This window comes from Streptomyces sp. NPDC060366, assembly GCF_042725135.1.
In the GTDB taxonomy this organism is placed as follows: Bacteria; Actinomycetota; Actinomycetes; order Streptomycetales; family Streptomycetaceae; genus Streptomyces.
Genome location: NZ_JBHXDC010000007.1, coordinates 238,629 through 259,849 on the forward strand (window position 1 = coordinate 238,629; position 21,221 = coordinate 259,849).

A 21,221-nucleotide genomic window follows, 5' to 3' on the forward strand; every position below is an offset into this window, starting at 1 on the left:
GACGACCGCCCGGAGCGGGCCTACGCGCGGGCGCGCTGAGTGACCGCGATGCACAGCAGTACGGCGACGGCCGCCAGCGGCGCGGCCGTCGCCAGGTGTTCACCGAGCAGCAGCACCGACCAGACCAGCGTCAGCAGCGGCTGGGCGAGCTGAAGCTGGCTGGCCCGCTCGACGCCGATCGACGCCATGCCCCGGTACCAGACATAGAGCCCGAAGAACGTCGACCCCGCCGCCACCCACACCAGGCCGGTCACACCCTGAGCCGTCAGCCGTACCGGCTCGACGGACAGGGCGACCGCCGAGACGACCAGGTTGAGCGGCAGACACGCGACCAGCGCCCAGCCGATCACCTGCCAGCCGGGCATCAGCCGCGCCAGCCTGCCGCCCTCCGTGTAGCCGGCCGCGCAGACCAGCAGCGCGCCGAACAGATACAGATCACCGGTCGAGACGGCCCCGCCGCTCTGCTGGAGGGTGAAGACGATCACCACGGCCGCGCCCGCGACGGCCGCGCACCAGAACGTACGGGAGGGGCGCCTGCCGGTACGCAGCGCCGAGAACGCGGCGGTGCTGAGCGGCAGCAGCCCCACCACGACGGCGGCGTGTGCCGTGGTCGACGTCTGGAGGGCCAGCGTCGTGAGCATCGGGAAGCCGAGCACCACACCGGCCGCCACCACCGCGACGGCGCCCCAGTGCCGACGCTCCGGGAGCGGTACGCGCACCGCCAGTAGGAAGCCGCCCGCGATCAGCGCGGCGAGCACGCTGCGCACCGCGACCAGGGACCAGGGGCCGAAACTCTCCAGCCCCCAGACCGTCGCCGGGAAGGTGAGGGAGAAGGCGAGGACACCCGCCGATGCGAGGAGGGTGCCACCGGTGACCGCTACCGGTGCCGGGCGAGTAGCGCTATCCTGTGCTGTCATGCAAGAGCGTAGCAGTGTGGCCGAGTTGGCGAAATCTCTGCGAGCGGAGCTCAACCGCTACTCACCTGGTGGAAAGCTGCCGTCCAGCAGGGAGTTGGTCGAACGCCATCGGGTCTCCCCGGTGACCGTCTCCCGGGCGCTCGCCCAGCTCTCCGCCGAAGGGCTGGTCGTCACCCGCCCCGGCGCCGGAGCCTTCCGCGCACCGGCCCGGCCCGGCACCCCGCGAGCCGGTGACACCTCCTGGCAGGAGGTCGCGCTCAGCGCCGACGCCAGCACCGAACTCGTCCCGCGCAGCGTCGACTCGTCCGCCGTACTGACGACCCTCGCCGCGCCCGCCCCAGGGGTGATCGAGTTCAACGGCGGCTATCTCCACTCCTCCCTCCAGCCCGAGCGCGCCATGGCCGCCGCCCTGGCCCGCGCCGGCCGACGCCCCGGCGCCTGGAGCCGCCCTCCCACCGACGGACTGCCCGAACTCCGTGAGTGGTTCGCCCGCGGCATCGGCGACACCTGGACGGCCGCCGACGTGCTCGTCACCTCCGGCGGCCAGAGCGCCCTGACCACCGCGCTGCGCGCGCTCGCCCCGCCCGGCGCGCCGGTCCTCGTCGAATCACCCACCTATCCCGGCATGCTCGCCATCGCACGGGCCTCCGGACTGCGGCCGGTCCCCGTCCCCGTCGACCCCGACGGCGTACGCCCCGAGCTCCTCGCCTCCGCCTTCCGCGCCACCGGAGCACGGGTGTTCGTCTGTCAGCCGCTCATCCAGAACCCCACCGGAGCCATCCTCTCCACCGCCCGGCGGCCCGAGGTGCTGCGGATCGCCCGCGAGGCAGGGGCCTTCGTCGTCGAGGACGACTTCGTGCGCCGCCTCGTCCACGAGGACGCGGGCCCGCTGCCCGGCCCCCTCGCCGCCGACGACCCCGACGGAGTCGTCGTCCATGTCTGCTCCCTCACCAAGGCCACCTCACCGAGCCTCCGGGTGGGGGTGCTGGCCGCCCGCGGCCCGGTGCTCGAACGGCTCCGAGCCATCCATGTCGTCGACTGCTTCTTCGTCGCCCGCCCCCTCCAGGAAGCTGCACTCGAACTGGTCGGATCCTCCGCCTGGAACCGCCATCTGCGGTCCCTCTCAAGGGAGTTGAAGAACCGAAGGGACGTCATGGCCACCGCCGTCCGCCAACACCTCCCCGAACTGGCCCTCCCGTACATCCCGCCCGGCGGCTATCACCTGTGGCTGCGCCTGCCCGACGGCACCGACGAACAGACCCTCACCTCCGCCGCACTGCGCGCGGGTGTCGCCGTCACCCCCGGCCGCCCCTATTTCTGCGCCGAACCCTCCGCCGGCCATCTGCGGCTGGGCTACGCGGCCGTCGCAGGACCGCAGGAGATCGCCGACGGCGTGCGGCGGCTGCGTACCGCCTGTGACGAGGTGCTGGGCTGACCACATGAGCCGATCGTGGCATCCACCACTGACAACCGGTCCCCCGACTGGCAACCTTCCGCCATGACCGAGACGACGACCTCCGCCGCGTACGACATCTCCACCGACCCCGCGCGCCTCGACGCGGAGCGGATCCACCGCTGGCTGTCGACGGACGCGTACTGGGCGCTCGGCCGGGCCCGCGGCGTCCAGGACAGGGCGATCGCCGGGTCGCTCAACTTCGGCGTCTACGACAGGGCGTCGGGCGAGCAGGTCGCCTACGCCCGCGTCGTCACCGACCACGCCACCTTCGCCTGGCTCTGCGACGTGTACGTCGCTCCCGTCGCCCGTGGCAAGGGGCTCGGCACCGAACTGGTCATTGCCGCACGCGACCACCTCGCCCCGCTGGGCCCGCGGCGCGTGATGCTGGCCACGGAGGACGCCCACGGCGTCTACGAGAAGGTGGGGTTCAAGTCGCTCGAAAACCCCTCGATGTGGATGAGTCTGGACCTTCAGGCCCCCTCTTGACCTGTGCGGGTTTCGGGCTCACGATCCCGGCATGAGTGTTCGGGTCACGTTGGTCGCCGCCGCGCGCAGCTCAGCCCCACTTGCCGAACGTTTCGACGACGACCGCCCTCTCGACCAGGCCGGCTGGCACGAGGTGCAGCTCCTCGCGCACGCCCTCGTGCCGCTGGCCGCCGCCGATCTGCGCTACTGCTCGCCCACCGCGCGCAGCCGCGCCACCGGGGAAGCCCTCGGCTACGCGCCCCTCGTCCAGCCGGCCCTCCGGGACTGCGACATGGGCCGCTGGCGCGGCTGCACCTTCGCGGACGTCGCCGCCCGTGAACCGGCCGCCGTGGACGCCTGGCTGGCCGACCCGCGCTCGGCCCCGCACGGCGGCGAGCCGCTGCTGGCGTTCATCTCCCGTATAGGCGGCTGGCTGGACACCCGCCCGGCCGACGACATCGGCGCCATCGTGGCCGTCGCCGAACCGGCGGTCATCAGGGCGGCGCTCGTGTACGCCCTGCACGCCCCCGCCCCGACCTTCTGGAGCGTGGACGTCCGCCCACTGTCCACCGTCACCCTCATGGGCAGCCCCGGCCGCTGGAGCCTGCGCCTCGACGCCCGGCCGTCGTGACCGCCGTGACTGCCGTGACTGCCGTGACTGCCGTGACCGCCGTGCGAGACTGCCGGGATGACCATGGGCGCCGGACATCTGATCGCGGTCGTCGGCAGCAGTCCCGGAGTCGGTAAGTCGACTCTCTGCCGTGCCGTCGCCCGTCGGGCCGCCGAATCGGGCGCCACGGTGGACCACTTCGAGGAGGCGGACATCCTGAGCCGCCCGTCCTTCCGCCCCGTGGCCGAGGAGTTCGCCGGCGGAAGCGGCAGTGTGCGGCCCGGCACGCTGGTGGAATCCACCCGCGACTACGTGGCGAAGGCACGCGCCGAAGGCGTGGACGTCCTGGTCACCGACGCGCTGTTGCCCTTCATCCCCTCACTGGTCGCATGGGGCCACGACGAGACCACGATCGCCGCCGTGCTGGCCGACCTGGCGCGGGCGGTCCGGCCGACACGCGTGACCGTGGTGTATCTGCGGGACGACCCGGACACCGCCCTGCGACGTGCCGTCGAGCGCGAAGGGCCGGACTGGCTGGACTGGTACGTCGGCAAACTTGGCGCGGCGCCCGGCACCCGGTCCGTCAAGGATCTTCCGTCGGCGGCCGAACACCTGCGCCGCGAAGAGGAGTTGACGGCACGTCTGCTCGCCGGGACGCACTGGCGGGTGCTGCGCGTGGACGTCGGCGGGCGCGACGCGGAGCAGACGGAGCGGTACGTACGGGAGATCCTGCCCGACCTGTGAGCCACCGGCCGGCCCCCGTGGCCCGCCGCCCCGCCGCCCCGCCGCCCCGGCACCACGAGCGCCCGCTCGCGACGCCCGCCCCCGTCACCGTCGAACCGCTCAGCCCTTCGTCGCGAACGCGTCGACGCCCGTGAGTTCGGCGGAGAGCGCCCAGAGCCGCGCCGCCTGCTCGGGGTCCCTCGCGTACGCCCGCACGCCTCCCTTGAAGTCCGCCTCGTCGGCGGGTTCGGCGATGTCACAGTCCTCGCAGTACACACCGCCCGCGCCGTCCAACTGAGGAGAGGTCGCCGCCCACACCTGCGTGGCCGCCCCCTGCTCGGGCGTCTTGAACGACCGGTTGAGCAGGTTTCCCTCCTCGTCGATCCACCCGAAGGCGACCATCTCCTCCTTGGGAAGGTGACGCTGGAGCGGCGTGAGAATGCCACCGGGATGCAGCGAGAAGGCGCGGACACCCGCGTCCTTGCCGAGCGCGTCGAGATGCACGGCGAACAGCGCGTTGGCGGTCTTCGCCTGGCCGTACGCCTGCCACTTGTCGTAACCCCGCTCGAACCGCACGTCGTCCCAGCGGATGGGGGAGTTGCGGTGGCCCGCCGACGACACCGAGACGACGCGGGCACCGCCGGGCTCGATCGCGGGCCAGAGGCGGTTGACGAGGGCGAAGTGGCCGAGGTGGTTGGTCGCGAACTGCGCCTCCCAGCCCGGCCCAACGCGGGTCTCGGGGCAGGCCATGATCCCCGCGTTGTCGATCATCATGTCGATGCCGCGCCCCGAGGCCAGGAACCTCTCGGCGAAGGCGCGGACACTGTCGAGGTCACCGAGGTCGAGCTCGTCCACCTCGACCTTTCCCGCAGCTCCGGCGATGCCCGCGACGGCTTCCTCGGCGACGGCGCGCCGCCGGGCGGGCACCACGACATGGGCGCCCGCGCCGGCCAGCGCGCGCGTCGTCTCCAGCCCCAGGCCCGAGTAGCCACCGGTGACGACCGCGAGTTTCCCGGCGAGATCGACACCCCGCAGAACCTCCTCCGCGGTGCTGCCCGCGCCGAAACCTGATCCGATCTTGTGCTGAGGAGTAGTCATGACGCGACGGTACGTATTGGAGTGTCCTCGAAGTCAAGCGCTCACTCCGGGCGCGCCGGGCCACCCCGGCTCTCGCTCTCGCGGCGTCGCAGGAAGGCGCGCTCGGCGGCGTTCTCCGTCCGTGCGGCGGCCGCCGCGTACGCCGCCGCCGCTTCCGTACGACGGCCGAGGCGTCCGAGCAGATCGGCGCGGACGGCGTGGAACGCGTGATAGCCGTCGAGATCCGCCCGGAGACCCTCCACGAGCGCCAGCGCCGCGGCGGGGCCGTCGACCTCGGCCACGGCGACCGCGCGGTTGAGGGCGACGACCGGGCCCGGAGCGAGGGCGAGCAACTGGTCGTACAGCAGTCGGATCTGACCCCAGTCCGTGGCGGCGGCGGTCGGCGCGTCGCTGTGCACGGCGTTGACCGCCGCCTGGATCTGGTACGGGCCCGGCCGGCCGCGCCGAAGACACTGCCGCACCAGGGCCTGCCCCTCCGTAAGGAGGTCGCGGTCCCAGCGGCCGCGGTCCTGATCGGCGAGCAGGACGAGGCCGCCGTCGGCGGCGGTGCGGGCGGCCCGGCGCGACTCGATCAGCAGCATGAGCGCGAGCAGGCCCCGGGCCTCGGGCTCGTCGGGCATGAGGTCGACCAGCAGCCGGCCGAGACGGACGGCCTCCGTACAGAGGTCGTCACGGACGAGCCGGTCGCCCGAACTCGCCGTATAGCCCTCGTTGAAGATCAGATACACGACGGACAGCACCGCGTCGAGCCGGTCGGGCAGATCGGCGTCGCGCGGGATCCGGTAGGGGATCCCGGCGTCGCGGATCTTGCCCTTGGCGCGTACGAGCCGCTGCGCCATGGTCGGTTCGGGCACCAGGAAGGCGTGGGCGATCTCCGCGGTGGTGAGCCCGCCGAGCAGCCGCAGGGTGAGGGCGACGCGGGCGGCGGGGGCCAGCGCGGGATGGCAGCAGGTGAAGATCAACCGGAGCCGGTCGTCGCGCACGGGGCCCTCCTCGGCCGGTTCGTCGGAGGCGTACAGGAGAGCGGCCTGCGCGTACCGGTCGGCGCGGGTGGCTTCCCTGCGGAGCCGGTCGATCGCCCGGTTGCGGGCCGTGGTGATGATCCAGCCGGCCGGGCTCGGCGGGACCCCGGTGTCAGGCCAGCGCGAGAGCGCCGTGGCGAACGCGTCCTGGACCGCCTCCTCGGCGATCTCGATGTCGCCGAAGACACGGACCAGGACGGACACCGCCCGCCCGTACTCCGTACGGAAGACGCGCTCGATCGTGGACCGGGAGACGGCGTCCGCCGCCGGAGCGTCCGGGGAATCGGACATCAGCTGTCGGCCTCGCCGAAGAACGGCCGCACCTCGATGGGCAGCGTCGTCGCCCGGGTGGCCTTGGCGCCCCATTCGAGGGCCGCGTCCAGATCGGGGGCGCGGACGATGCACAGTCCGCCGAGGTACTCCTTGCTCTCCGTGTACGGGCCGTCGGTCATGAGCACGTCGCCGCCCTTGACCCGCACGACGGTGGCGGTGCTCGGGGAGTGCAGCCCGCCGGCGAAGACCCAGGCGCCCGCGGCCTTCAGCTCGTCGTGGAAGGCGTCGAGATCACGGCCGATCTCGGCCAGGACATCGGGGGCGGGCGGCTCTCCGACGGGCTGGATCACGCTGAGTAGATAGTGCTTCATTGCTGGTTCCTCCTCGGTACGGTGCCGGTGCCGACGCCGACGTGTGCCGGTGGCGGCGTGGGTGGCGGTGGCGATGGTTCGCCGACCTCTCACCGTCCATACGAACGGCCACGGCCCGGATCGACACGCGCAGGAGAATCGGACCGATATTTCTCAGTCCCACTCCTCGGAGCAACGCACACAGGACTCCCAGTGCGGCAGCGCGCTCAGGATCCGGTGCCGCACGCAGGACGCCGTCGCCCCCTCGTCCGGGCCGGGAAAACGCCCGTCACGCGATGGGTCCGCCGACGGCGCGGGCTCGTACGCCTCGACCATCTCCCTGAACCGCCGCAGATAGCGCTCCGCGTACGGCGCCTCGTAGTCCAGCTCCTCCCAGCGGTGCCGGGCCAGCGCCAGATCGGTGGTCCGCAGCACGAAGTCCTTCGCACGGGCGCGCTCGGCCGGTGTCGCGCCCCAGTCGATGTCCGCGAGGTCGAAGCCGACGCAGCCCCTTCCGGCGACGTTCTGGTCCTGGAGCGCCAGCAGCGCCGCGAAGCGGTAGTCCCAGGGCTCCTCGACCAGGGCCGAGACGGCCAGCATGAGGGCGTCGACGAAGACGGCCGTGCCGCCGTTGGACATGTCGAGGTCCACGCCGCCGCCCCCGTGAAAGATGTTCCCCATCCCGGCTTCCCCCGCTCCGGCTCTCCGGCCGCCTCAGGTCTATCCCGTTGCCCCGGCTCTCGTCCGGGCCTCACCGTACGGTGGCGCTGGATGTCCGTATCTGTGGGTCATACGGCCCTGTGGCCATGGCACGCCGCCCGGCGGCTCCCGAGACTGGAGATGTCGCGCACGAGCGCGGCCGACGAGTGGAACCGCCAAGGACCAGGTGATGACGATGACCGACGACCTCCCCGCACCGGCGGGCGTGCCCGTACCGGACACGAAGCTCGCACGTGCGGCGACCGAGCTCGTACGGGACACCGTGAGCGAACTGATCTACGACCACTCACGCCGCGTCTACTTCTTCGGCGGCCTCCAGGGGCACAACCGGGATCTCGGCTTCGACCCCGAACTCCTCTACATCGGGGCCATGTTCCACGATCTGGGCCTCGGCGAGCCCTTCCACGGCAGCGGCCGGCGCTTCGAGGTGGACGGCGCGGACGAGGCCCGCCGCTTCCTCCAGGCGCACCAGGTGCCGGAGGACAGCATCCGGCGTGTCTGGACCGCGATCGCCCTCCACACGACGCCCGGCGTGCCCGAGTTCATGGAGCCGGAGATCGCGCTGGTGTCGGCGGGTGTCGAGTACGACGTGCTCGGCATCGGCTACCACGACATCGGTGAGGACGACCGTGCCGCGATCGTCGCGCTGCACCCGCGCCCCGGCTTCAAGCAGCGCATCCTCGGCGCGTTCACGGACGGCGTGCGGCACAAGCCGGAGACCACCTTCGGCAACATCAAGGCGGACGTCCTCGCCCACTACGTGCCCGGCTTCGAGCGCGGCGACTTCGTGCGCAGGATCCTGGACTCGCCATGGCCCGAGTGACCGACGACGGGCGGGCCCCTCGGGCGTCGGTGTCCGAGCCCCGGACCGTGGTCGTCGTGGCCTTCGACGGGGTGCAACTTCTCGACGTCACCGGCCCGGCCGAGGTGTTCACCACGGCCAACATGTTCGGCGCCCGGTACGACGTACGGATCGTCTCCCCGGACGGAGCCGACGTGCGTACGTCGTCGGGCGTACGCGTCGGCGTGGACGACGGGCCGCGGGCGCTGCCCGCCCGCCTCCACACGCTCGTGGTGCCCGGCCGGGGCGACTGGCGGCGCGCCGTCAACGACCGGCCGCTCATCGCCCTCGTCGAGGAACTCCTGCGGCGCTCACGGCGGATCACCTCGGTGTGCGCCGGCGCTTTCGTCCTGGCGGAGACGGGCGCGCTGGACGGTCTGCGCGCCGCGACGCACTGGAGGCTGGCCGCACAGCTCGCCGCGGCGTATCCACTGGTGCGTGTCGAGTCCGATCCGGTTTTCGTGAAGGACGGCCGCGTCGTCACGTCCGCCGGTGTGACCGCCGGGATCGACCTCGCCCTCTCCCTGGTCGAGGACGACCACGGCGCCGAGGTGGCCCGCGATGTCGCCCGCGAACTGGTGGTCTTCATGGCCCGCCCCGGCGGACAGTCGCAGTTCAGCGCGCGCCTGGCCCCGCGCGAGGCGAGGCACCCGGTCGTACGGCGGGTGCTGGACGCCGTCGGCGCGGACCCCGCCGCTCCGCACAGCCTGGAGTCCCTGGCGGACACGGCCGGCGTCAGCGCCCGCCATCTCAGCAGGCTCTTCCGGGGCGAGACCGGTACGACACCCGGCCAGTACGTGGAGTCCGTACGGCTGGAAGCCGCCCAGGCGCTCCTCGAATCGGGTGACGACCCCGTGGAGACGGTCGCCGAGGCGGCAGGCTTCGGCTCGTCCGAGACGATGCGCCGCGTCTTCCAGCACGCCCTGGGCATCGCACCGACCGCCTACCGCGCCCGATTCCGCACGACGACGCCGGCTGTGTGATGTCAGCGGTGCCTGGCGAGCGAGTTGGGCCTAGGGCCTGTCGTTCGGATCTTGCCGGGCTCGCGGTCCCTGGCACGCACGCCCGCCGCGTTGTCGTCGGTCGCCAACGCTCCGCGTTGTCTCCCTTCTCCGCCTTGCGACCGCACGCACCAGACCCCACTCCCTGATCCGGCCTGATCCAAACGACAGGCCCTCGATCCCGGAGGCGCGCTTGACCCTGACGTGCGCGTCAGGGGTTAGCGTCCCGGCGATCCGGTGGCGAGTGTCCCGCTCAGCCGCCGGGGCCGCCTCGGACGACCAGGAGCACGGACATGACGACAGACCTGCCCGCCACCAGCCGCGAAATCCGGCTCGCAGCCGTCCCCGACGGGCTGCCGGACGCGCGGCACTTCACCGTCGTACGGACACCGCTTCCGAGCCCCGGTCCCGGCCAAGTCCTGGTCAGGAACCAGCACTTCCTCGTCTTTCCCGGTCTGAGGACCCTGATCGGCGGAGAGGTCGACGGCGTCCCGCTGCCGGCACTGAGCGCCGGTGACACGTTGTTCGGTCCGGCCGTCGGACAGGTCGTCGCGGCGCGGCCCGACAGCGCGCCGAGGCCCGGCGACACGGTCTCCCATCTGCTCGGCTGGCGCGAGTACGCCTTGGTGCCGGCCACGGAGTGCGCCCCGCTGGACGGAGCGCTGCCCGATCCGGTGGCGCACCTCGCGCAGGGCTCGTCGGGCTACGGAGCGCTGACGCGTCTGGCCGAGATCGCTCCGGGAGACACCGTCCTCGTCACCGGAGCGGCGGGGGCGGTGGGCACCCTCGCCGGACAGACCGCCCGGCTGCTGGGCGCCGGCCGGGTCATCGGGAGCACGGGCTCACCGGAGAAGGCGGAGCGGCTGGTCCGCGAACTCGGCTACGACGCGGTCCTCCTGCGGGGCGCCGCACCTTTCGCCGAGCAGCTCGCGGAGGCGGCGCCCGACGGGATCGACGTCCTGGTGGACACCGTCGGCGGCGAGCAGTTGGCCGCGGCGCTCGGCGCGGCCCGGCAGGGGGCGCGGTTCGCGCTGGTCGGCGCGCTCTCGGGCCAGCTGTCGGCGGACCGGCGTGGCGGCAGCGCGCCGGTGGAGATCGACGCCTTCCGGCTCGTCGTGAAGGGCGTCTCCCTGCGCGGATACAGCGGCGCGGACCACCCCGACGTCGAGGGGGAGTGGGTCGAGCGGTTCGCCAAGTGGCTGCGCGCGGGCGAGATCACGTTCCCCCACGACAGGATCGCGGGCATGGAGCGCGCGCCGGAGGCGTTGCGAGGTCTCATCGAGGGACGCCACTTCGGGGCGGTCGTCGTGGAAGTCTGACTGTTGAACAGGGGCCGGGCGGGACGGCGGGACGGGGTCAAGGTGCGGATCGGCGACGCGGCGGCAGCGGCGGGCACGACGCCCAGGGCCCTGCGCTTCTACGAGGAACGCGGCCTGCTGGCGCCACCCGCCCGTACGGCCTCCGGTCAACGGGACTACGGGCCCGCCGAGGTGGCGCGGCTCCGCGTCATCCGCGAACTGCTGGCCCTCGGCCTCACCGTCGAAGACCTCCGCGCCTTCGCCGACCGCCTGCACCTGCTGGCCCAGGACCCGCCACGGCGTTGCGGCTCCGCCGAGCCGGGAGCCACCACGTCGGCGGTCGTGCACCAGAGGCTGGCCGCGCTCGACGCGGAAATCGCCCGCCTGACGGAACTGCGCTCCCGCCTCGCCCGCCAGGCCGGAGCGGAAGCCGCGTCGAAGTAGGGGGGTAGACCCGGCGGGCGCCGCGGGATTGCCTGCCGGTCCGTGCACCGCGTGATGCGTCCTCAATGACCCCGCCCCCGAGCCGGCGCCCCTCGATATCGTCATTGCATAAAGCTGCGAAGCTACGTATAGTCATGCCATTGACGAGGAGGGCTTCGATGGCAGTACGTGCAGCGGTGGCGGGAGCCAGTGGATACGCCGGCGGGGAATTGCTCCGGCTGCTCCTGGGGCACTCCGGGGTCGAGATCGGCGCCCTGACCGGCAACTCTAACGCCGGTCAACGCCTCGGCGCCCTCCAACCGCACCTCGGGCCGCTGGCCGACCGGGTGCTCGAGCCCACCACCACCGACGTGCTCGCCGGGCACGACGTGGTCTTTCTCGCGTTGCCGCACGGGCAGTCCGCCGCCGTCGCCGAGCGGCTCGGTGACGATGTGCTCGTCGTCGACATGGGCGCGGACTTCCGGCTGAAGGACGCCGCCGACTGGGAGGCGTTCTACGGCTCCGCCCACGCCGGCACCTGGCCCTACGGACTTCCCGAACTGCCGGGCGCCCGCGCCGCGTTGGAGGGGTCCAGGCGCGTCGCGGTGCCCGGCTGCTATCCGACGGCCGTCTCGCTCGCGCTCTTTCCCGCGTACGGCGCGGGGCTCGTCGAGCCCGAGGCCGTCATCACCGCCGCCACCGGTACGTCCGGAGCGGGCAAGGCGGTCAAGCCGCATCTGCTCGGCTCCGAGGTCATGGGCTCGATGAGCCCGTACGGCGTCGGCGGCGGACACCGGCACACCCCCGAGATGATCCAGAACCTCAGCGCGGCGGCGGGGGAGCGCGTCGGCGTCTCCTTCACCCCCACCCTCGCCCCCATGTCACGCGGCATCCTCGCGACCTGCTCGGCGAAGGCGAGGCCGGACGTCACCGCGGCGGACGTGCGCGGCGCGTACGAGAAGGCGTTCGCCGACGAGCCGTTCGTGACTCTCCTGCCCGAGGGCCAGTGGCCGGCGACCGCGTCCGTGTACGGCTCCAACGCCGCGCAGGTCCAGGTCGTCCTCGACGAGAACGCCCGGCGCGTCATCGCGATCAGCGCCATCGACAACCTCACCAAGGGCACCGCCGGCGGCGCGGTCCAGAGCATGAACATCGCGCTCGGACTGCCCGAGGAGACCGGCCTCCCGACCACCGGAGTCGCACCGTGAGCAGCCATCCGCACGACAGCGGGACGAGCGACACCAACACCCACCCGACCAAGGAGATGCAGTGAGCGTCACGGCAGCAGGTGGATTCACGGCGGCGGGCATCACCGCCGGGATCAAGGACAGCGGCACCCCGGACCTGGCCCTCGTGGTCAACACCGGACCGCGCCGCGCCGCCGCCGGCGTCTTCACCTCCAACCGGGTCAAGGCCGCCCCCGTCCTCTGGTCGGAGCAGGTCGTCAAGGGCGGTCTGATCTCCGCCGTCGTCCTCAACTCCGGTGGCGCCAACGCCTGTACGGGCCCCAAGGGCTTCCAGGACACCCACGCCACCGCCGAGAAGGTCGCCGAGGTGCTGAACCAGGCCGCCCCCGACAGCCACAGCCCCGGCGAGATCGCCGTCGCCTCCACCGGGCTCATCGGCATCAACCTCCCGATGGACAAACTCCTGCCCGGAATCGAGAAGGCGGCGGCCGAACTCTCCGCGCACGGCGGCGAGAAGGCCGCCATCGCCATCAAGACCACCGACAGCGTGCACAAGACGGCCGTCGTGAGCGGCGACGGCTGGACCGTCGGCGGCATGGCCAAGGGCGCGGGCATGCTCGCCCCCGGCCTCGCCACCATGCTCGTCGTGCTCACCACCGACGCCGACGTCGACAGCCCCGCGCTCGACTCGGCCCTGCGCGCCGCCACCCGGACCACCTTCGACCGGGTCGACTCCGACGGCTGCATGTCCACCAACGACACCGTGCTGCTCCTCGCCTCCGGCGCCTCCCAAGTGACGCCCGGTCAGGAGGAGTTCGCGGAGGCCGTCCGCGCGGTCTGCGACGACCTGGGCCGCCAGCTCATCGGCGACGCCGAAGGTGCCAGCAAGGACATCCGTATCGAGGTGATCAACGCCGCGACCGAGGACGACGCCGTCGAGGTGGGCCGCTCCGTCGCCCGTAACAACCTCCTCAAGTGCGCACTGCACGGCGAGGACCCCAACTGGGGCCGTGTGCTGTCCGCGATCGGTACGACTTCCGCCGCCTTCGATCCCGACCGGCTCAACGTCGCCATCAACGACGTCTGGGTCTGCAAGAACGGCTCGGTCGGCGACGACCGCGACCTCGTCGACATGCGCTTCCGGGAGGTACGGATCACCGCCGACCTCGCGGCCGGTACGGAGTCGGCGGTCATCTGGACCAACGACCTCACCGCCGACTACGTCCACGAGAACAGCGCGTACAGCTCATGACCGCGCGCAAGCACACCGCCCTGCCCAAGGCGCAGATCCTCATCGAGGCGCTGCCCTGGCTCACCCGCCACAACGGCAAGATCGTCGTCATCAAGTTCGGCGGCAACGCCATGGTGGACGAGGACCTCAAGGCCGCCTTCGCCCAGGACGTCGTCTTCCTGCGGCAGGCCGGCCTCAAGCCGGTCGTCGTGCACGGCGGCGGCCCCCAGATCAGCGCGCAGCTCGACCGGCACGGGCTGGTCAGCGAGTTCAAGGCAGGGCTGCGGGTCACCACGCCCGAGGCGATGGACGTCGTACGGATGGTGCTCGCCGGCCAGGTCCAGCGTGAACTCGTCGGACTGCTCAACCAGCACGGCCCGCTCGCCGTCGGTATGACGGGCGAGGACGCGCACACCATCTCGGCGACCCGGCACCGGCCCCGTATCGACGGCGAACTCGTCGACATCGGCCGCGTCGGGGAGATCACCGCCATCGACCCCGGCGCCATCGAGGCCCTGCTCGCCGACGGCCGTATCCCCGTCATCTCCTCCATCGCGCGCAGCGCCGACGACGGACACGTCTACAACGTCAACGCCGACACGGCCGCCGCCGCGCTCGCCGCGGCGCTCGGGGCCGAGACGCTGATGGTCCTCACCGACGTCGAGGGCCTGTACGAGGACTGGCCGAACAACGACGACGTCATCAGCAGGCTCACTGCGACCGAGCTGGAGAAGCTGCTGCCCGAGCTGTCCAGCGGCATGGTGCCGAAGATGGAGGGCTGTCTGTTCGCCGTACGCAACGGGGTCAACACCGCCCGCGTGCTCGACGGCCGCGTACAGCACTCGATCCTGCTGGAGATCTTCACCGACGAAGGCATCGGCACGATGGTCGTCCCCGACGGCCAGGAGCGGATCGCACCGACAGAGACCGCACCGACAGAGATCGAACCGACGGAGATCGCACCGCTCACAGAAGGGGGAGCATCATGACCGACGACAGCAACCAGGAGCTCACGCTGCGCTGGCGGCACGTCATGGCCGACAACTACGGCACCCCGCCGCTCTCCCTCGTGCGCGGCGACGGGGCCACCGTCTGGGACGCCGACGGCACCGCGTACACCGACTTCGTCGCCGGTATCGCCGTGAACGCCCTCGGGCACGCGCACCCCGCCGTCGTCGACGCGGTCTCCCGGCAGATCGCGTCCCTCGGGCATGTGTCGAACCTGTACGTCGCCGCCCCGCCCGTCGCCCTCGCCGAACGGCTCATCGACCTCTCCGACCGCCCCGGCCGGGTCTTCTTCTGCAACTCCGGCGCCGAGGCGAACGAAGCCGCGTTCAAGATCGGCCGGCTCACCGGCCGCCGCCACATGGTCGCCACCGACGGCGGCTTCCACGGCCGCACGATGGGCGCGCTCGCGCTCACCGGGCAGCCGGGCAAGCGGGAGCCGTTCCTGCCCCTGCCCGGCGATGTCACGCACGTTCCGTACGGAGACGCCGACGCGCTCAGGGCCGCCGTCACCGAGGAGACCGCGCTGCTGATCATCGAGCCCATCCAGGGGGAGAACGGCGTCGTCGTCCCGCCCAAGGGATACCTCGAAGCGGCGCGGGAGATCACCCGCGCCACCGGCACCCTGCTCGTGCTCGACGAGGTCCAGACGGGTGTCGGACGGACCGGGCACTGGTTCGAGTACCAGGCCCACCAGAGTGTCGAGCCCGACGTCGTCACGCTCGCCAAGGGGCTCGGCGGCGGTCTGCCGCTCGGCGCGACCCTGGCGTTCGGCCCTGCGGCCGATCTGCTCAAGCCCGGCCAGCACGGGACGACCTTCGGCGGCAACCCCGTCGCGTGCGCCGCCGGACTCGCCGTGCTGGACACGCTCGGCGCCGACGGCGCGCTCGACCAGGTGAAGCGGCTGGGGGAGCGGCTGCGGGACGGGATCGAGGCGCTCGGACACCCGCTGGTCTCGCATGTCCGTGGCGCGGGGCTGCTGCTGGGTATCGTGCTCACCGGGTCCCTCGCGCCGCGGGTGCAGCAGGCGGCTCAGGATGCCGGTCTCCTGGTGAACGCGCCAGCTCCCGATGTCGTACGGCTCATGCCACCGCTGATCATCGGCGACGACGAGGTGGACACGTTCCTCCGGGCCCTGCCGGGCATCCTCGACACCGCCCTGGGGACCGACGGGGACGGACGATCCGGGGAATGAGACGACGATGACCGAGGCGCAGGCACCCGAGCACAACGGGATCGACACGAACGGCACCAACGGCAACGGCACGCACGGCGCCGAGGGTGGGAACGGCGGGAACGGCGCGGCCGAGCACACCGGCCCGTCCGTCCCGCAGACCCGCACGGCGCGGCACCGCCGGATCGTGGACATCCTCAACCGGCAGCCGGTCCGCAGCCAGAGCCAGCTCGCCAAGCTCCTCGCCGACGACGGTCTGAGCGTCACCCAGGCGACGCTCTCGCGCGATCTGGACGAGCTGGGCGCCGTGAAGATCCGCAACACCGGTGGCGAGCTGATCTACGCGGTCCCCAGCGAGGGCGGCTACCGCACCCCGCACGCCCCGCTCGGCGAGTCCGCCAAGGAGGAGCGGATGCGCCGGCTCTCCGGCGAACTGCTCATCTCCGCCGAGGCCTCCGCCAACCTCGTGGTGCTCCGTACGCCGCCGGGCGCCGCCCAGTTCCTCGCCTCGGCCATCGACCAGGCCGAACTCCGGCCCATCCTCGGCACCATCGCCGGCGACGACACGCTGCTGCTGATCAGCCGCGATCCGGCGGGCGGACAGGCGCTCGCGGACCATCTGCTGCGGCTGGCCCAGAAGGACGGCTGACCGGGCGAGCCGTCACGGGCTCAGTAGTTCGTGATCGCCGTACGCCCCGACTCCGTGCCCACCGCGATGTGCGGTGAGCGCGCGGGGTCGGCCCATGTCAGGATGCGGCTCATCGCCCCGGCGGGCACGGAGACACAACCGGCCGTCGCGCCCTTGCCGTTGACGTGCAGGAAGATCGCGGCGCCCCGGCCGCGCACGGGCCGGTCGTAGTTGAACCCGATGACCAGGGCGTGGGCGTACTGGGCGCCGTACTCGGTCAGCTTCTCGGCCTCACCGGCCCGGCAGTCGGCCGGCAGGTCCTCGACCCAGCGGTTGTAGGCGCGCGAGTCGTTGTCCTGGCACCACCAGGACCGGTCGGTCACCGGGCGGTAGGGGTAGCGGGTCCCCTTCGGCGCCGGCCGGATGCCGAAGGCGTACGGCAGGTCGTAGAGCCCGGTCGGTGTGGTCGAGGTGCCCTGCTCGCGTTCGGTGCCCCGGACCAGCCCGCCGGCGCCGAACCGCGCGTCCGCCGACCCCGCCGCCACCCAGCGGTCCCCGCGCCGGTCCCACCAGGTGACACGGCCCGTGGTCGCGCCGGTGGTGGCGGCCTCGGCGGTGATCAGCTGGCTGCCACCGCCCGTGTCGGCCATCCGCTCGGGCAGCGGCACGGAGGTGTCGGCGGGCGCGACGGGTCCCGCCGCGCCCGTGGCGACGACGGCGAGCAGGACGGAGCCGAGCGTGAGAAGGATGCGCATGCTCGGACCGTATGCCGGTCGCGGGGTGACGGCATCTCAGGTCCCCGTTCCGCCGGACAGGCCCTGGTCCGTACGGGGGCCGACGGTCTCGGAGGGGCTGTCCGTGCGTGCGGGAAGCGGTAGCGGCAGTGCGGGCAGGCCGTCCAGGCTCACTCCGATGTACTCCTTCTTCTCGCAGTACGCGGCGAACTCTTCGTCCGTCTTCCTGCCGAAGTGCTCCGCGTGCTGGGTGCGCTCCTCCCGGTAGTCCATGAAGGGGACGGCGAATCCGCAGGAATCGCTGATCCGTACCGCACTGACCAGGATGATCGCCCGCGCGCTCGGCCCGTCCGCGTCCGCGAACCGCGCGATGTAGCGGCCCCAGCGCGGATCGTCCCGGAAGACCGGCTCACCGCGCCCGTGCACCCGGAGGATCTTCGGCGGTCCGGTGAACGAGCACCACATCAGCGTGATGCGGCCGTTCTCACGCAGATGCGCGATGGTCTCGGCGCCGCTGCCGCCGAAGTCGAGATACGCGAGCGTCGACTCGTCCAGCACGACCAGGCTGCCCGAGCGGCCCTTGGGGGAGAGGTTGACGTGACCGTCGTCGGCACGTGGGGCCGTTGCGGTGAAGAAGAGGGGCTGTTCCTCGATGAAGGTACGAATGCGGCCATCGATCCGTTCGTAGTGCTTTCCCATGACATCTATTGTCGGCGCCGACTGTCGCGCGCGTCGAGACGTTTCTTAGGGACTGAACCGGACGGGATGGGACGCATGACCGAGAAGCAGCCGGCACACGGGGTACGGATCCGGCGGGTCTACGAGGCGGTGGAGCCCGACGACGGGACGCGGGTGCTCGTCGACCGCCTCTGGCCGCGCGGGCTCGCCAAGACCGACGCCGTGTTCGACGACTGGCTGAAAATGGCGGCTCCGTCCGCCGAGCTGCGGAAGTGGTACGGGCACGACCCGGGGAAGTACGCGGAATTCGCCGACCGCTACCGCGCCGAGCTGGCCGAAGCCGGTTCGGCCGCATCGGAAGCCCTCGGACGGCTCGTGGAGCTGGCCGCCGAAGGCACTCTCACGCTGCTCACGGCCACCAAGGACCTGGAACACAGCCACCCGCGGGTGCTGGCGGCGGAGATCACGGAGAGCGACGGCTGAAGCGGGGAGCGTGTTCCGGCCGACCGTCCGGGGCCGCGTTGACAAAACATACGGTGCACTGCATAGTTATACCCATCAGCGTATGCACCGTAAGGAGAAACCCGTGACCGAGCGCGTCGTACTCGCCTACTCGGGGGGCCTGGACACCTCCGTCGCCATCGGCTGGATCGCCGAGGAGACGGGCGCCGAGGTCATCGCCGTCGCCGTGGACGTCGGTCAGGGCGGCGAGGACCTGGACGTCATCCGTAAGCGCGCGCTCGCCTGCGGTGCCGTCGAGGCCGAGGTCGCCGACGCCAAGGACGAGTTCGCCGACGAGTACTGCCTCCCGGCGATCAAGGCCAACGCGCTCTACATGGACCGCTACCCCCTGGTCTCCGCGCTCTCCCGGCCGACGATCGTCAAGCACCTCGTGGCCGCCGCCAAGAAGCACGGCGCCGACACCGTCGCCCACGGCTGCACCGGCAAGGGCAACGACCAGGTCCGCTTCGAGGCCGGCATCGTCGCCCTCGCCCCCGAGCTGAAGTGCATCGCCCCGGTCCGCGACTACGCGATGACGCGTGACAAGGCGATCGCCTTCTGCGAGGAGAAGAACCTCCCGATCGCGACCACCAAGAAGTCCCCGTACTCCATCGACCAGAACGTCTTCGGACGGGCCGTCGAGACGGGCTTCCTGGAGGACATCTGGAACGGTCCGATCGAGGACATTTACGAGTACACCTCCAACCCGGCCGAGCACCGCGACGCCGACGAGGTCGTCATCTCCTTCAAGGAGGGCGTCCCGGTCGCCATCGACGGCAAGCCGGTCACGGTCCTCCAGGCGATCCAGCAGCTGAACGAGCGGGCGGGCGCCCAGGGCATCGGCCGGATCGACATGGTCGAGGACCGGCTCGTCGGCATCAAGTCCCGTGAGGTGTACGAGGCCCCGGGCGCGATCGCGCTGATCACCGCGCACCAGGAGCTGGAGAACGTCACCGTCGAGCGCGAGCTGGCCCGCTACAAGCGGCAGGTCGAGCAGCGGTGGGGCGAGATGGTCTACGACGGCCTGTGGTTCTCCCCGCTGAAGCGCGCCCTGGACGGCTTCATCAACGAGGCCAACCAGCACGTCACCGGCGACATCCGGATGACCATGCACGGCGGCCGTGCCGTCGTCACCGGCCGGCGCTCGGAGGAGTCGCTGTACGACTTCAACCTGGCGACGTACGACTCGGGCGACACCTTCGACCAGTCCAAGGCGCAGGGCTTCATCGAGCTGTTCGGCCTCTCGGCCAAGATCGCCGCCAAGCGCGACCAGGCCTGATTCGGCCCGTCCGGCGATAGAGGACCGGGGTCCGGGGCGGGGCCCCGGTTTCGGGAAGGGGCGGGGTGGGGGACAGACTCCCTCACCCCGCCCGTCAGTGTGACCGCACGCAAGGAGCGACCGAGCAGTGAGCAGCAGCAACACCGGTGATGTCCGGCTCTGGGGCGGGCGTTTCGCCGACGGCCCCGCCGAGGCCCTGGCCAGACTGTCGGCCTCCGTGCACTTCGACTGGCGCCTCGCGCCGTACGACATCGCGGGCTCCCGCGCGCACGCGCGCGTGCTCAGCAAAGCCGGCCTCCTCACCGAGGAGGAGCTGGACCGGATGCTCGCCGGGCTCGACCGTCTGGAGACGTCCGTCGCCGACGGCTCCTTCACCGGCACGATCGCCGACGAGGACGTGCACACCGCCCTGGAACGCGGCCTCCTCGAACAGCTCGGCGCGGACCTCGGCGGCAAGCTGCGCGCCGGCCGGTCCCGCAACGACCAGGTCGCCACCCTCTTCAAGATGTATCTGCGCGACCACGCGCGGATCATCGGCTCCCTGATCGCCGAGCTCCAGGACGCGCTCGTCTCACTCGCCGAGGCGCACCCGGACGTGGCCATGCCGGGCCGTACGCATCTCCAGCACGCCCAGCCGGTGCTCTTCGCCCACCATGTGCTGGCGCATGTGCAGTCCCTGTCGCGCGACGCGGAGCGGCTGCGCCAGTGGGACGAGCGGACGGCCGTCTCGCCGTACGGCTCCGGCGCGCTGGCCGGCTCGTCGCTCGGTCTCGACCCGGAGGCGGTCGCCGCCGACCTCGGCTTCGAGCACGGTTCGGCCGCCAACTCGATCGACGGCACGGCCTCGCGGGACTTCGTCGCCGAGTTCGCCTTCATCACCGCGATGATCGGCGTGAATCTGTCGCGGATCGCCGAAGAGATCATCATCTGGAACACGAAGGAGTTCTCCTTCGTCACGCTGCACGACGCGTTCTCCACGGGTTCGTCGATCATGCCGCAGAAGAAGAACCCGGACATCGCCGAGCTGGCGCGCGGCAAGTCGGGCCGGCTCATCGGCAATCTCACCGGGCTGCTGGCCACGCTCAAGGCGCTGCCGCTCGCGTACAACCGCGATCTCCAGGAGGACAAGGAGCCGGTCTTCGACTCCTGCGACCAACTGGAGGTCCTGCTCCCCGCGTTCACCGGCATGATGGCGACGCTCACGGTCAACCGCGAGCGGATGGCGGAGCTGGCCCCCGCCGGATTCTCCCTCGCCACCGACATCGCCGAGTGGCTGGTCCGGCAGGGTGTGCCGTTCCGGGTCGCGCACGAGGTCGCGGGCGAGTGCGTCAAGGTGTGCGAGAAGCAGGGGATCGAGCTCGACGAGCTGACCGACGACCAGTTCGCCGCGATCTCCGAGCATCTGACGCCCGAGGTCCGTACGGTCCTCAACGTCTCCGGCGCGCTGGCGTCCCGTGACGGGCGCGGTGGTACGGCGCCTTCGGCGGTCGCCGTCCAGCTCGCCGAGGTGAAGACCGACCTGGCGCTCCAGCACGCGTGGGCGACGGCGAAGAAGTAACCGCGGAAGCGGCCGGAAACGGAAAGCGCCGGACGGGCTCGTATCGAGC

The 21,221-nt window shown here is 71.7% G+C and carries 23 protein-coding genes; 16 read left to right on the forward strand and 7 right to left on the reverse strand.

Features of this window, described 5'->3' with window-relative positions:
• Nucleotides 1-20: 20 nt before the first annotated feature.
• Nucleotides 21-917 carry a DMT family transporter gene (locus tag ACFWHU_RS19690; RefSeq protein ID WP_385796143.1) on the reverse strand — a complete coding sequence of 299 codons (897 nt, stop codon included), beginning with the start codon at nucleotides 915-917 and terminating at the stop codon, nucleotides 21-23.
• On the opposite strand from ACFWHU_RS19690, the gene ACFWHU_RS19695 reads away from it, so the two are divergent.
• The 4 genes from ACFWHU_RS19695 (at nucleotide 916) to ACFWHU_RS19710 (ending at nucleotide 4,192) form a co-directional block, all read left to right on the forward strand.
• Nucleotides 916-2,352 (forward strand): PLP-dependent aminotransferase family protein, encoded by a 1,437-nt coding sequence (locus ACFWHU_RS19695; protein ID WP_385796146.1) that lies wholly within the window; start codon nucleotides 916-918, stop codon nucleotides 2,350-2,352. The genes ACFWHU_RS19690 and ACFWHU_RS19695 overlap by 2 nt on opposite strands.
• A gap of 63 nt (nucleotides 2,353-2,415) precedes the next feature.
• Nucleotides 2,416-2,859: a GNAT family N-acetyltransferase gene (locus ACFWHU_RS19700; protein WP_385796149.1), complete on the forward strand. Its 444-nt coding sequence runs from the start codon at nucleotides 2,416-2,418 to the stop codon at nucleotides 2,857-2,859.
• Nucleotides 2,860-2,890: 31 nt separating this feature from the next.
• Nucleotides 2,891-3,469 (forward strand): histidine phosphatase family protein, encoded by a 579-nt coding sequence (locus tag ACFWHU_RS19705; protein ID WP_385796152.1) that lies wholly within the window; start codon nucleotides 2,891-2,893, stop codon nucleotides 3,467-3,469.
• Between the two features lie 57 nt (nucleotides 3,470-3,526).
• Nucleotides 3,527-4,192, forward strand: coding sequence for an ATP-binding protein (locus ACFWHU_RS19710; RefSeq protein ID WP_387225953.1), 666 nt, complete (start codon nucleotides 3,527-3,529; stop codon nucleotides 4,190-4,192).
• A gap of 99 nt (nucleotides 4,193-4,291) precedes the next feature.
• Here ACFWHU_RS19710 and ACFWHU_RS19715 read toward each other — a convergent pair whose 3' ends face one another.
• The 4 genes from ACFWHU_RS19715 to ACFWHU_RS19730 form a co-directional block, all read right to left on the reverse strand.
• The gene (locus ACFWHU_RS19715) at nucleotides 4,292-5,269 is read right to left on the reverse strand and encodes an SDR family NAD(P)-dependent oxidoreductase (RefSeq protein ID WP_385796156.1); all 978 of its coding nucleotides are present in this window, start codon (nucleotides 5,267-5,269) and stop codon (nucleotides 4,292-4,294) included.
• 41 nt (nucleotides 5,270-5,310) lie between these two features.
• Nucleotides 5,311-6,582: an RNA polymerase sigma factor gene (locus ACFWHU_RS19720; protein WP_387225955.1), complete on the reverse strand. Its 1,272-nt coding sequence runs from the start codon at nucleotides 6,580-6,582 to the stop codon at nucleotides 5,311-5,313.
• Nucleotides 6,582-6,935, reverse strand: coding sequence for a YciI family protein (locus tag ACFWHU_RS19725; RefSeq protein WP_385796160.1), 354 nt, complete (start codon nucleotides 6,933-6,935; stop codon nucleotides 6,582-6,584). The genes ACFWHU_RS19720 and ACFWHU_RS19725 overlap by 1 nt, the downstream gene beginning before the upstream one ends.
• Before the next feature lie 153 nt (nucleotides 6,936-7,088).
• The gene (locus tag ACFWHU_RS19730) at nucleotides 7,089-7,595 is read right to left on the reverse strand and encodes a hypothetical protein (RefSeq protein ID WP_387225957.1); all 507 of its coding nucleotides are present in this window, start codon (nucleotides 7,593-7,595) and stop codon (nucleotides 7,089-7,091) included.
• A 214-nt stretch (nucleotides 7,596-7,809) separates the two neighbouring features.
• Between ACFWHU_RS19730 and ACFWHU_RS19735 the strand changes: the two genes are divergently transcribed.
• From ACFWHU_RS19735 to ACFWHU_RS19775, 9 genes are all read left to right on the forward strand, one after another.
• Nucleotides 7,810-8,457 (forward strand): HD domain-containing protein, encoded by a 648-nt coding sequence (locus ACFWHU_RS19735; protein ID WP_387226112.1) that lies wholly within the window; start codon nucleotides 7,810-7,812, stop codon nucleotides 8,455-8,457.
• The gene (locus ACFWHU_RS19740) at nucleotides 8,445-9,458 is read left to right on the forward strand and encodes a GlxA family transcriptional regulator (protein ID WP_387225959.1); all 1,014 of its coding nucleotides are present in this window, start codon (nucleotides 8,445-8,447) and stop codon (nucleotides 9,456-9,458) included. Before ACFWHU_RS19735 ends, ACFWHU_RS19740 begins: the two co-directional genes overlap by 13 nt.
• Nucleotides 9,459-9,769: 311 nt before the next feature.
• Nucleotides 9,770-10,795 carry an MDR family NADP-dependent oxidoreductase gene (locus tag ACFWHU_RS19745; protein ID WP_387225961.1) on the forward strand — a complete coding sequence of 342 codons (1,026 nt, stop codon included), beginning with the start codon at nucleotides 9,770-9,772 and terminating at the stop codon, nucleotides 10,793-10,795.
• A gap of 42 nt (nucleotides 10,796-10,837) precedes the next feature.
• The gene (locus tag ACFWHU_RS19750; RefSeq protein WP_387226114.1) at nucleotides 10,838-11,218 is read left to right on the forward strand and encodes a MerR family transcriptional regulator; all 381 of its coding nucleotides are present in this window, start codon (nucleotides 10,838-10,840) and stop codon (nucleotides 11,216-11,218) included.
• Between the two features lie 158 nt (nucleotides 11,219-11,376).
• Complete coding sequence (gene argC, locus ACFWHU_RS19755) at nucleotides 11,377-12,405, forward strand: N-acetyl-gamma-glutamyl-phosphate reductase (protein WP_387225963.1); 1,029 nt, start codon at nucleotides 11,377-11,379, stop codon at nucleotides 12,403-12,405.
• A gap of 61 nt (nucleotides 12,406-12,466) precedes the next feature.
• Nucleotides 12,467-13,636: a bifunctional glutamate N-acetyltransferase/amino-acid acetyltransferase ArgJ gene (argJ, locus tag ACFWHU_RS19760; RefSeq protein ID WP_385796175.1), complete on the forward strand. Its 1,170-nt coding sequence runs from the start codon at nucleotides 12,467-12,469 to the stop codon at nucleotides 13,634-13,636.
• Entirely contained in the window at nucleotides 13,633-14,604 is a 972-nt protein-coding gene (gene argB, locus ACFWHU_RS19765; RefSeq protein WP_387225966.1) for an acetylglutamate kinase, read from the forward strand. The genes argJ and argB overlap by 4 nt, the downstream gene beginning before the upstream one ends.
• On the forward strand, nucleotides 14,601-15,815 hold the full coding sequence (locus ACFWHU_RS19770; RefSeq protein ID WP_387225968.1) for an acetylornithine transaminase: 1,215 nt from the start codon (nucleotides 14,601-14,603) through the stop codon (nucleotides 15,813-15,815). Before argB ends, ACFWHU_RS19770 begins: the two co-directional genes overlap by 4 nt.
• A gap of 7 nt (nucleotides 15,816-15,822) precedes the next feature.
• On the forward strand, nucleotides 15,823-16,443 hold the full coding sequence (locus ACFWHU_RS19775; RefSeq protein ID WP_387225970.1) for an arginine repressor: 621 nt from the start codon (nucleotides 15,823-15,825) through the stop codon (nucleotides 16,441-16,443).
• A gap of 20 nt (nucleotides 16,444-16,463) precedes the next feature.
• Here the strand turns inward: ACFWHU_RS19775 and ACFWHU_RS19780 are convergent, their stop codons facing one another.
• Nucleotides 16,464-17,177: a L,D-transpeptidase gene (locus ACFWHU_RS19780; protein WP_387225972.1), complete on the reverse strand. Its 714-nt coding sequence runs from the start codon at nucleotides 17,175-17,177 to the stop codon at nucleotides 16,464-16,466.
• Between the two features lie 36 nt (nucleotides 17,178-17,213).
• A complete protein-coding gene (locus tag ACFWHU_RS19785; protein ID WP_387225974.1) occupies nucleotides 17,214-17,855 on the reverse strand; it encodes a pyridoxamine 5'-phosphate oxidase family protein in 642 nt (213 codons plus the stop codon).
• Between the two features lie 75 nt (nucleotides 17,856-17,930).
• Between ACFWHU_RS19785 and ACFWHU_RS19790 the strand changes: the two genes are divergently transcribed.
• The 3 genes from ACFWHU_RS19790 to argH all read left to right on the forward strand — a co-directional run bounded on the left by ACFWHU_RS19790 (nucleotide 17,931) and on the right by argH (nucleotide 21,172).
• Nucleotides 17,931-18,317, forward strand: a complete 387-nt coding sequence (locus ACFWHU_RS19790; RefSeq protein WP_387225976.1) for a DUF488 domain-containing protein — start codon at nucleotides 17,931-17,933, stop codon at nucleotides 18,315-18,317.
• Nucleotides 18,318-18,420: 103 nt separating this feature from the next.
• Nucleotides 18,421-19,614: an argininosuccinate synthase gene (locus tag ACFWHU_RS19795; RefSeq protein ID WP_147877664.1), complete on the forward strand. Its 1,194-nt coding sequence runs from the start codon at nucleotides 18,421-18,423 to the stop codon at nucleotides 19,612-19,614.
• 127 nt (nucleotides 19,615-19,741) lie between these two features.
• Nucleotides 19,742-21,172: an argininosuccinate lyase gene (gene argH / locus ACFWHU_RS19800; protein WP_385796196.1), complete on the forward strand. Its 1,431-nt coding sequence runs from the start codon at nucleotides 19,742-19,744 to the stop codon at nucleotides 21,170-21,172.
• Nucleotides 21,173-21,221 lie beyond the last annotated feature (49 nt).

What these genes read in the sequence shown, in the direction of transcription:
- ACFWHU_RS19695 (WP_385796146.1), top strand. Translation starts at nt 916, where the DNA reads ATGCAAGAGCGTAGCAGTGTGGCCGAGTTGGCGAAATCTCTGCGAGCG.
- ACFWHU_RS19690 (WP_385796143.1), bottom strand. Translation starts at nt 917, where the DNA reads ATGACAGCACAGGATAGCGCTACTCGCCCGGCACCGGTAGCGGTCACC.
- ACFWHU_RS19700 (WP_385796149.1), top strand. Translation starts at nt 2,416, where the DNA reads ATGACCGAGACGACGACCTCCGCCGCGTACGACATCTCCACCGACCCC.
- ACFWHU_RS19705 (WP_385796152.1), top strand. Translation starts at nt 2,891, where the DNA reads ATGAGTGTTCGGGTCACGTTGGTCGCCGCCGCGCGCAGCTCAGCCCCA.
- ACFWHU_RS19710 (WP_387225953.1), top strand. Translation starts at nt 3,527, where the DNA reads ATGACCATGGGCGCCGGACATCTGATCGCGGTCGTCGGCAGCAGTCCC.
- ACFWHU_RS19715 (WP_385796156.1), bottom strand. Translation starts at nt 5,269, where the DNA reads ATGACTACTCCTCAGCACAAGATCGGATCAGGTTTCGGCGCGGGCAGC.
- ACFWHU_RS19720 (WP_387225955.1), bottom strand. Translation starts at nt 6,582, where the DNA reads ATGTCCGATTCCCCGGACGCTCCGGCGGCGGACGCCGTCTCCCGGTCC.
- ACFWHU_RS19725 (WP_385796160.1), bottom strand. Translation starts at nt 6,935, where the DNA reads ATGAAGCACTATCTACTCAGCGTGATCCAGCCCGTCGGAGAGCCGCCC.
- ACFWHU_RS19730 (WP_387225957.1), bottom strand. Translation starts at nt 7,595, where the DNA reads ATGGGGAACATCTTTCACGGGGGCGGCGGCGTGGACCTCGACATGTCC.
- ACFWHU_RS19735 (WP_387226112.1), top strand. Translation starts at nt 7,810, where the DNA reads ATGACCGACGACCTCCCCGCACCGGCGGGCGTGCCCGTACCGGACACG.
- ACFWHU_RS19740 (WP_387225959.1), top strand. Translation starts at nt 8,445, where the DNA reads ATGGCCCGAGTGACCGACGACGGGCGGGCCCCTCGGGCGTCGGTGTCC.
- ACFWHU_RS19745 (WP_387225961.1), top strand. Translation starts at nt 9,770, where the DNA reads ATGACGACAGACCTGCCCGCCACCAGCCGCGAAATCCGGCTCGCAGCC.
- argC (WP_387225963.1), top strand. Translation starts at nt 11,377, where the DNA reads ATGGCAGTACGTGCAGCGGTGGCGGGAGCCAGTGGATACGCCGGCGGG.
- argB (WP_387225966.1), top strand. Translation starts at nt 13,633, where the DNA reads ATGACCGCGCGCAAGCACACCGCCCTGCCCAAGGCGCAGATCCTCATC.
- ACFWHU_RS19770 (WP_387225968.1), top strand. Translation starts at nt 14,601, where the DNA reads ATGACCGACGACAGCAACCAGGAGCTCACGCTGCGCTGGCGGCACGTC.
- ACFWHU_RS19775 (WP_387225970.1), top strand. Translation starts at nt 15,823, where the DNA reads ATGACCGAGGCGCAGGCACCCGAGCACAACGGGATCGACACGAACGGC.
- ACFWHU_RS19780 (WP_387225972.1), bottom strand. Translation starts at nt 17,177, where the DNA reads ATGCGCATCCTTCTCACGCTCGGCTCCGTCCTGCTCGCCGTCGTCGCC.
- ACFWHU_RS19785 (WP_387225974.1), bottom strand. Translation starts at nt 17,855, where the DNA reads ATGGGAAAGCACTACGAACGGATCGATGGCCGCATTCGTACCTTCATC.
- ACFWHU_RS19790 (WP_387225976.1), top strand. Translation starts at nt 17,931, where the DNA reads ATGACCGAGAAGCAGCCGGCACACGGGGTACGGATCCGGCGGGTCTAC.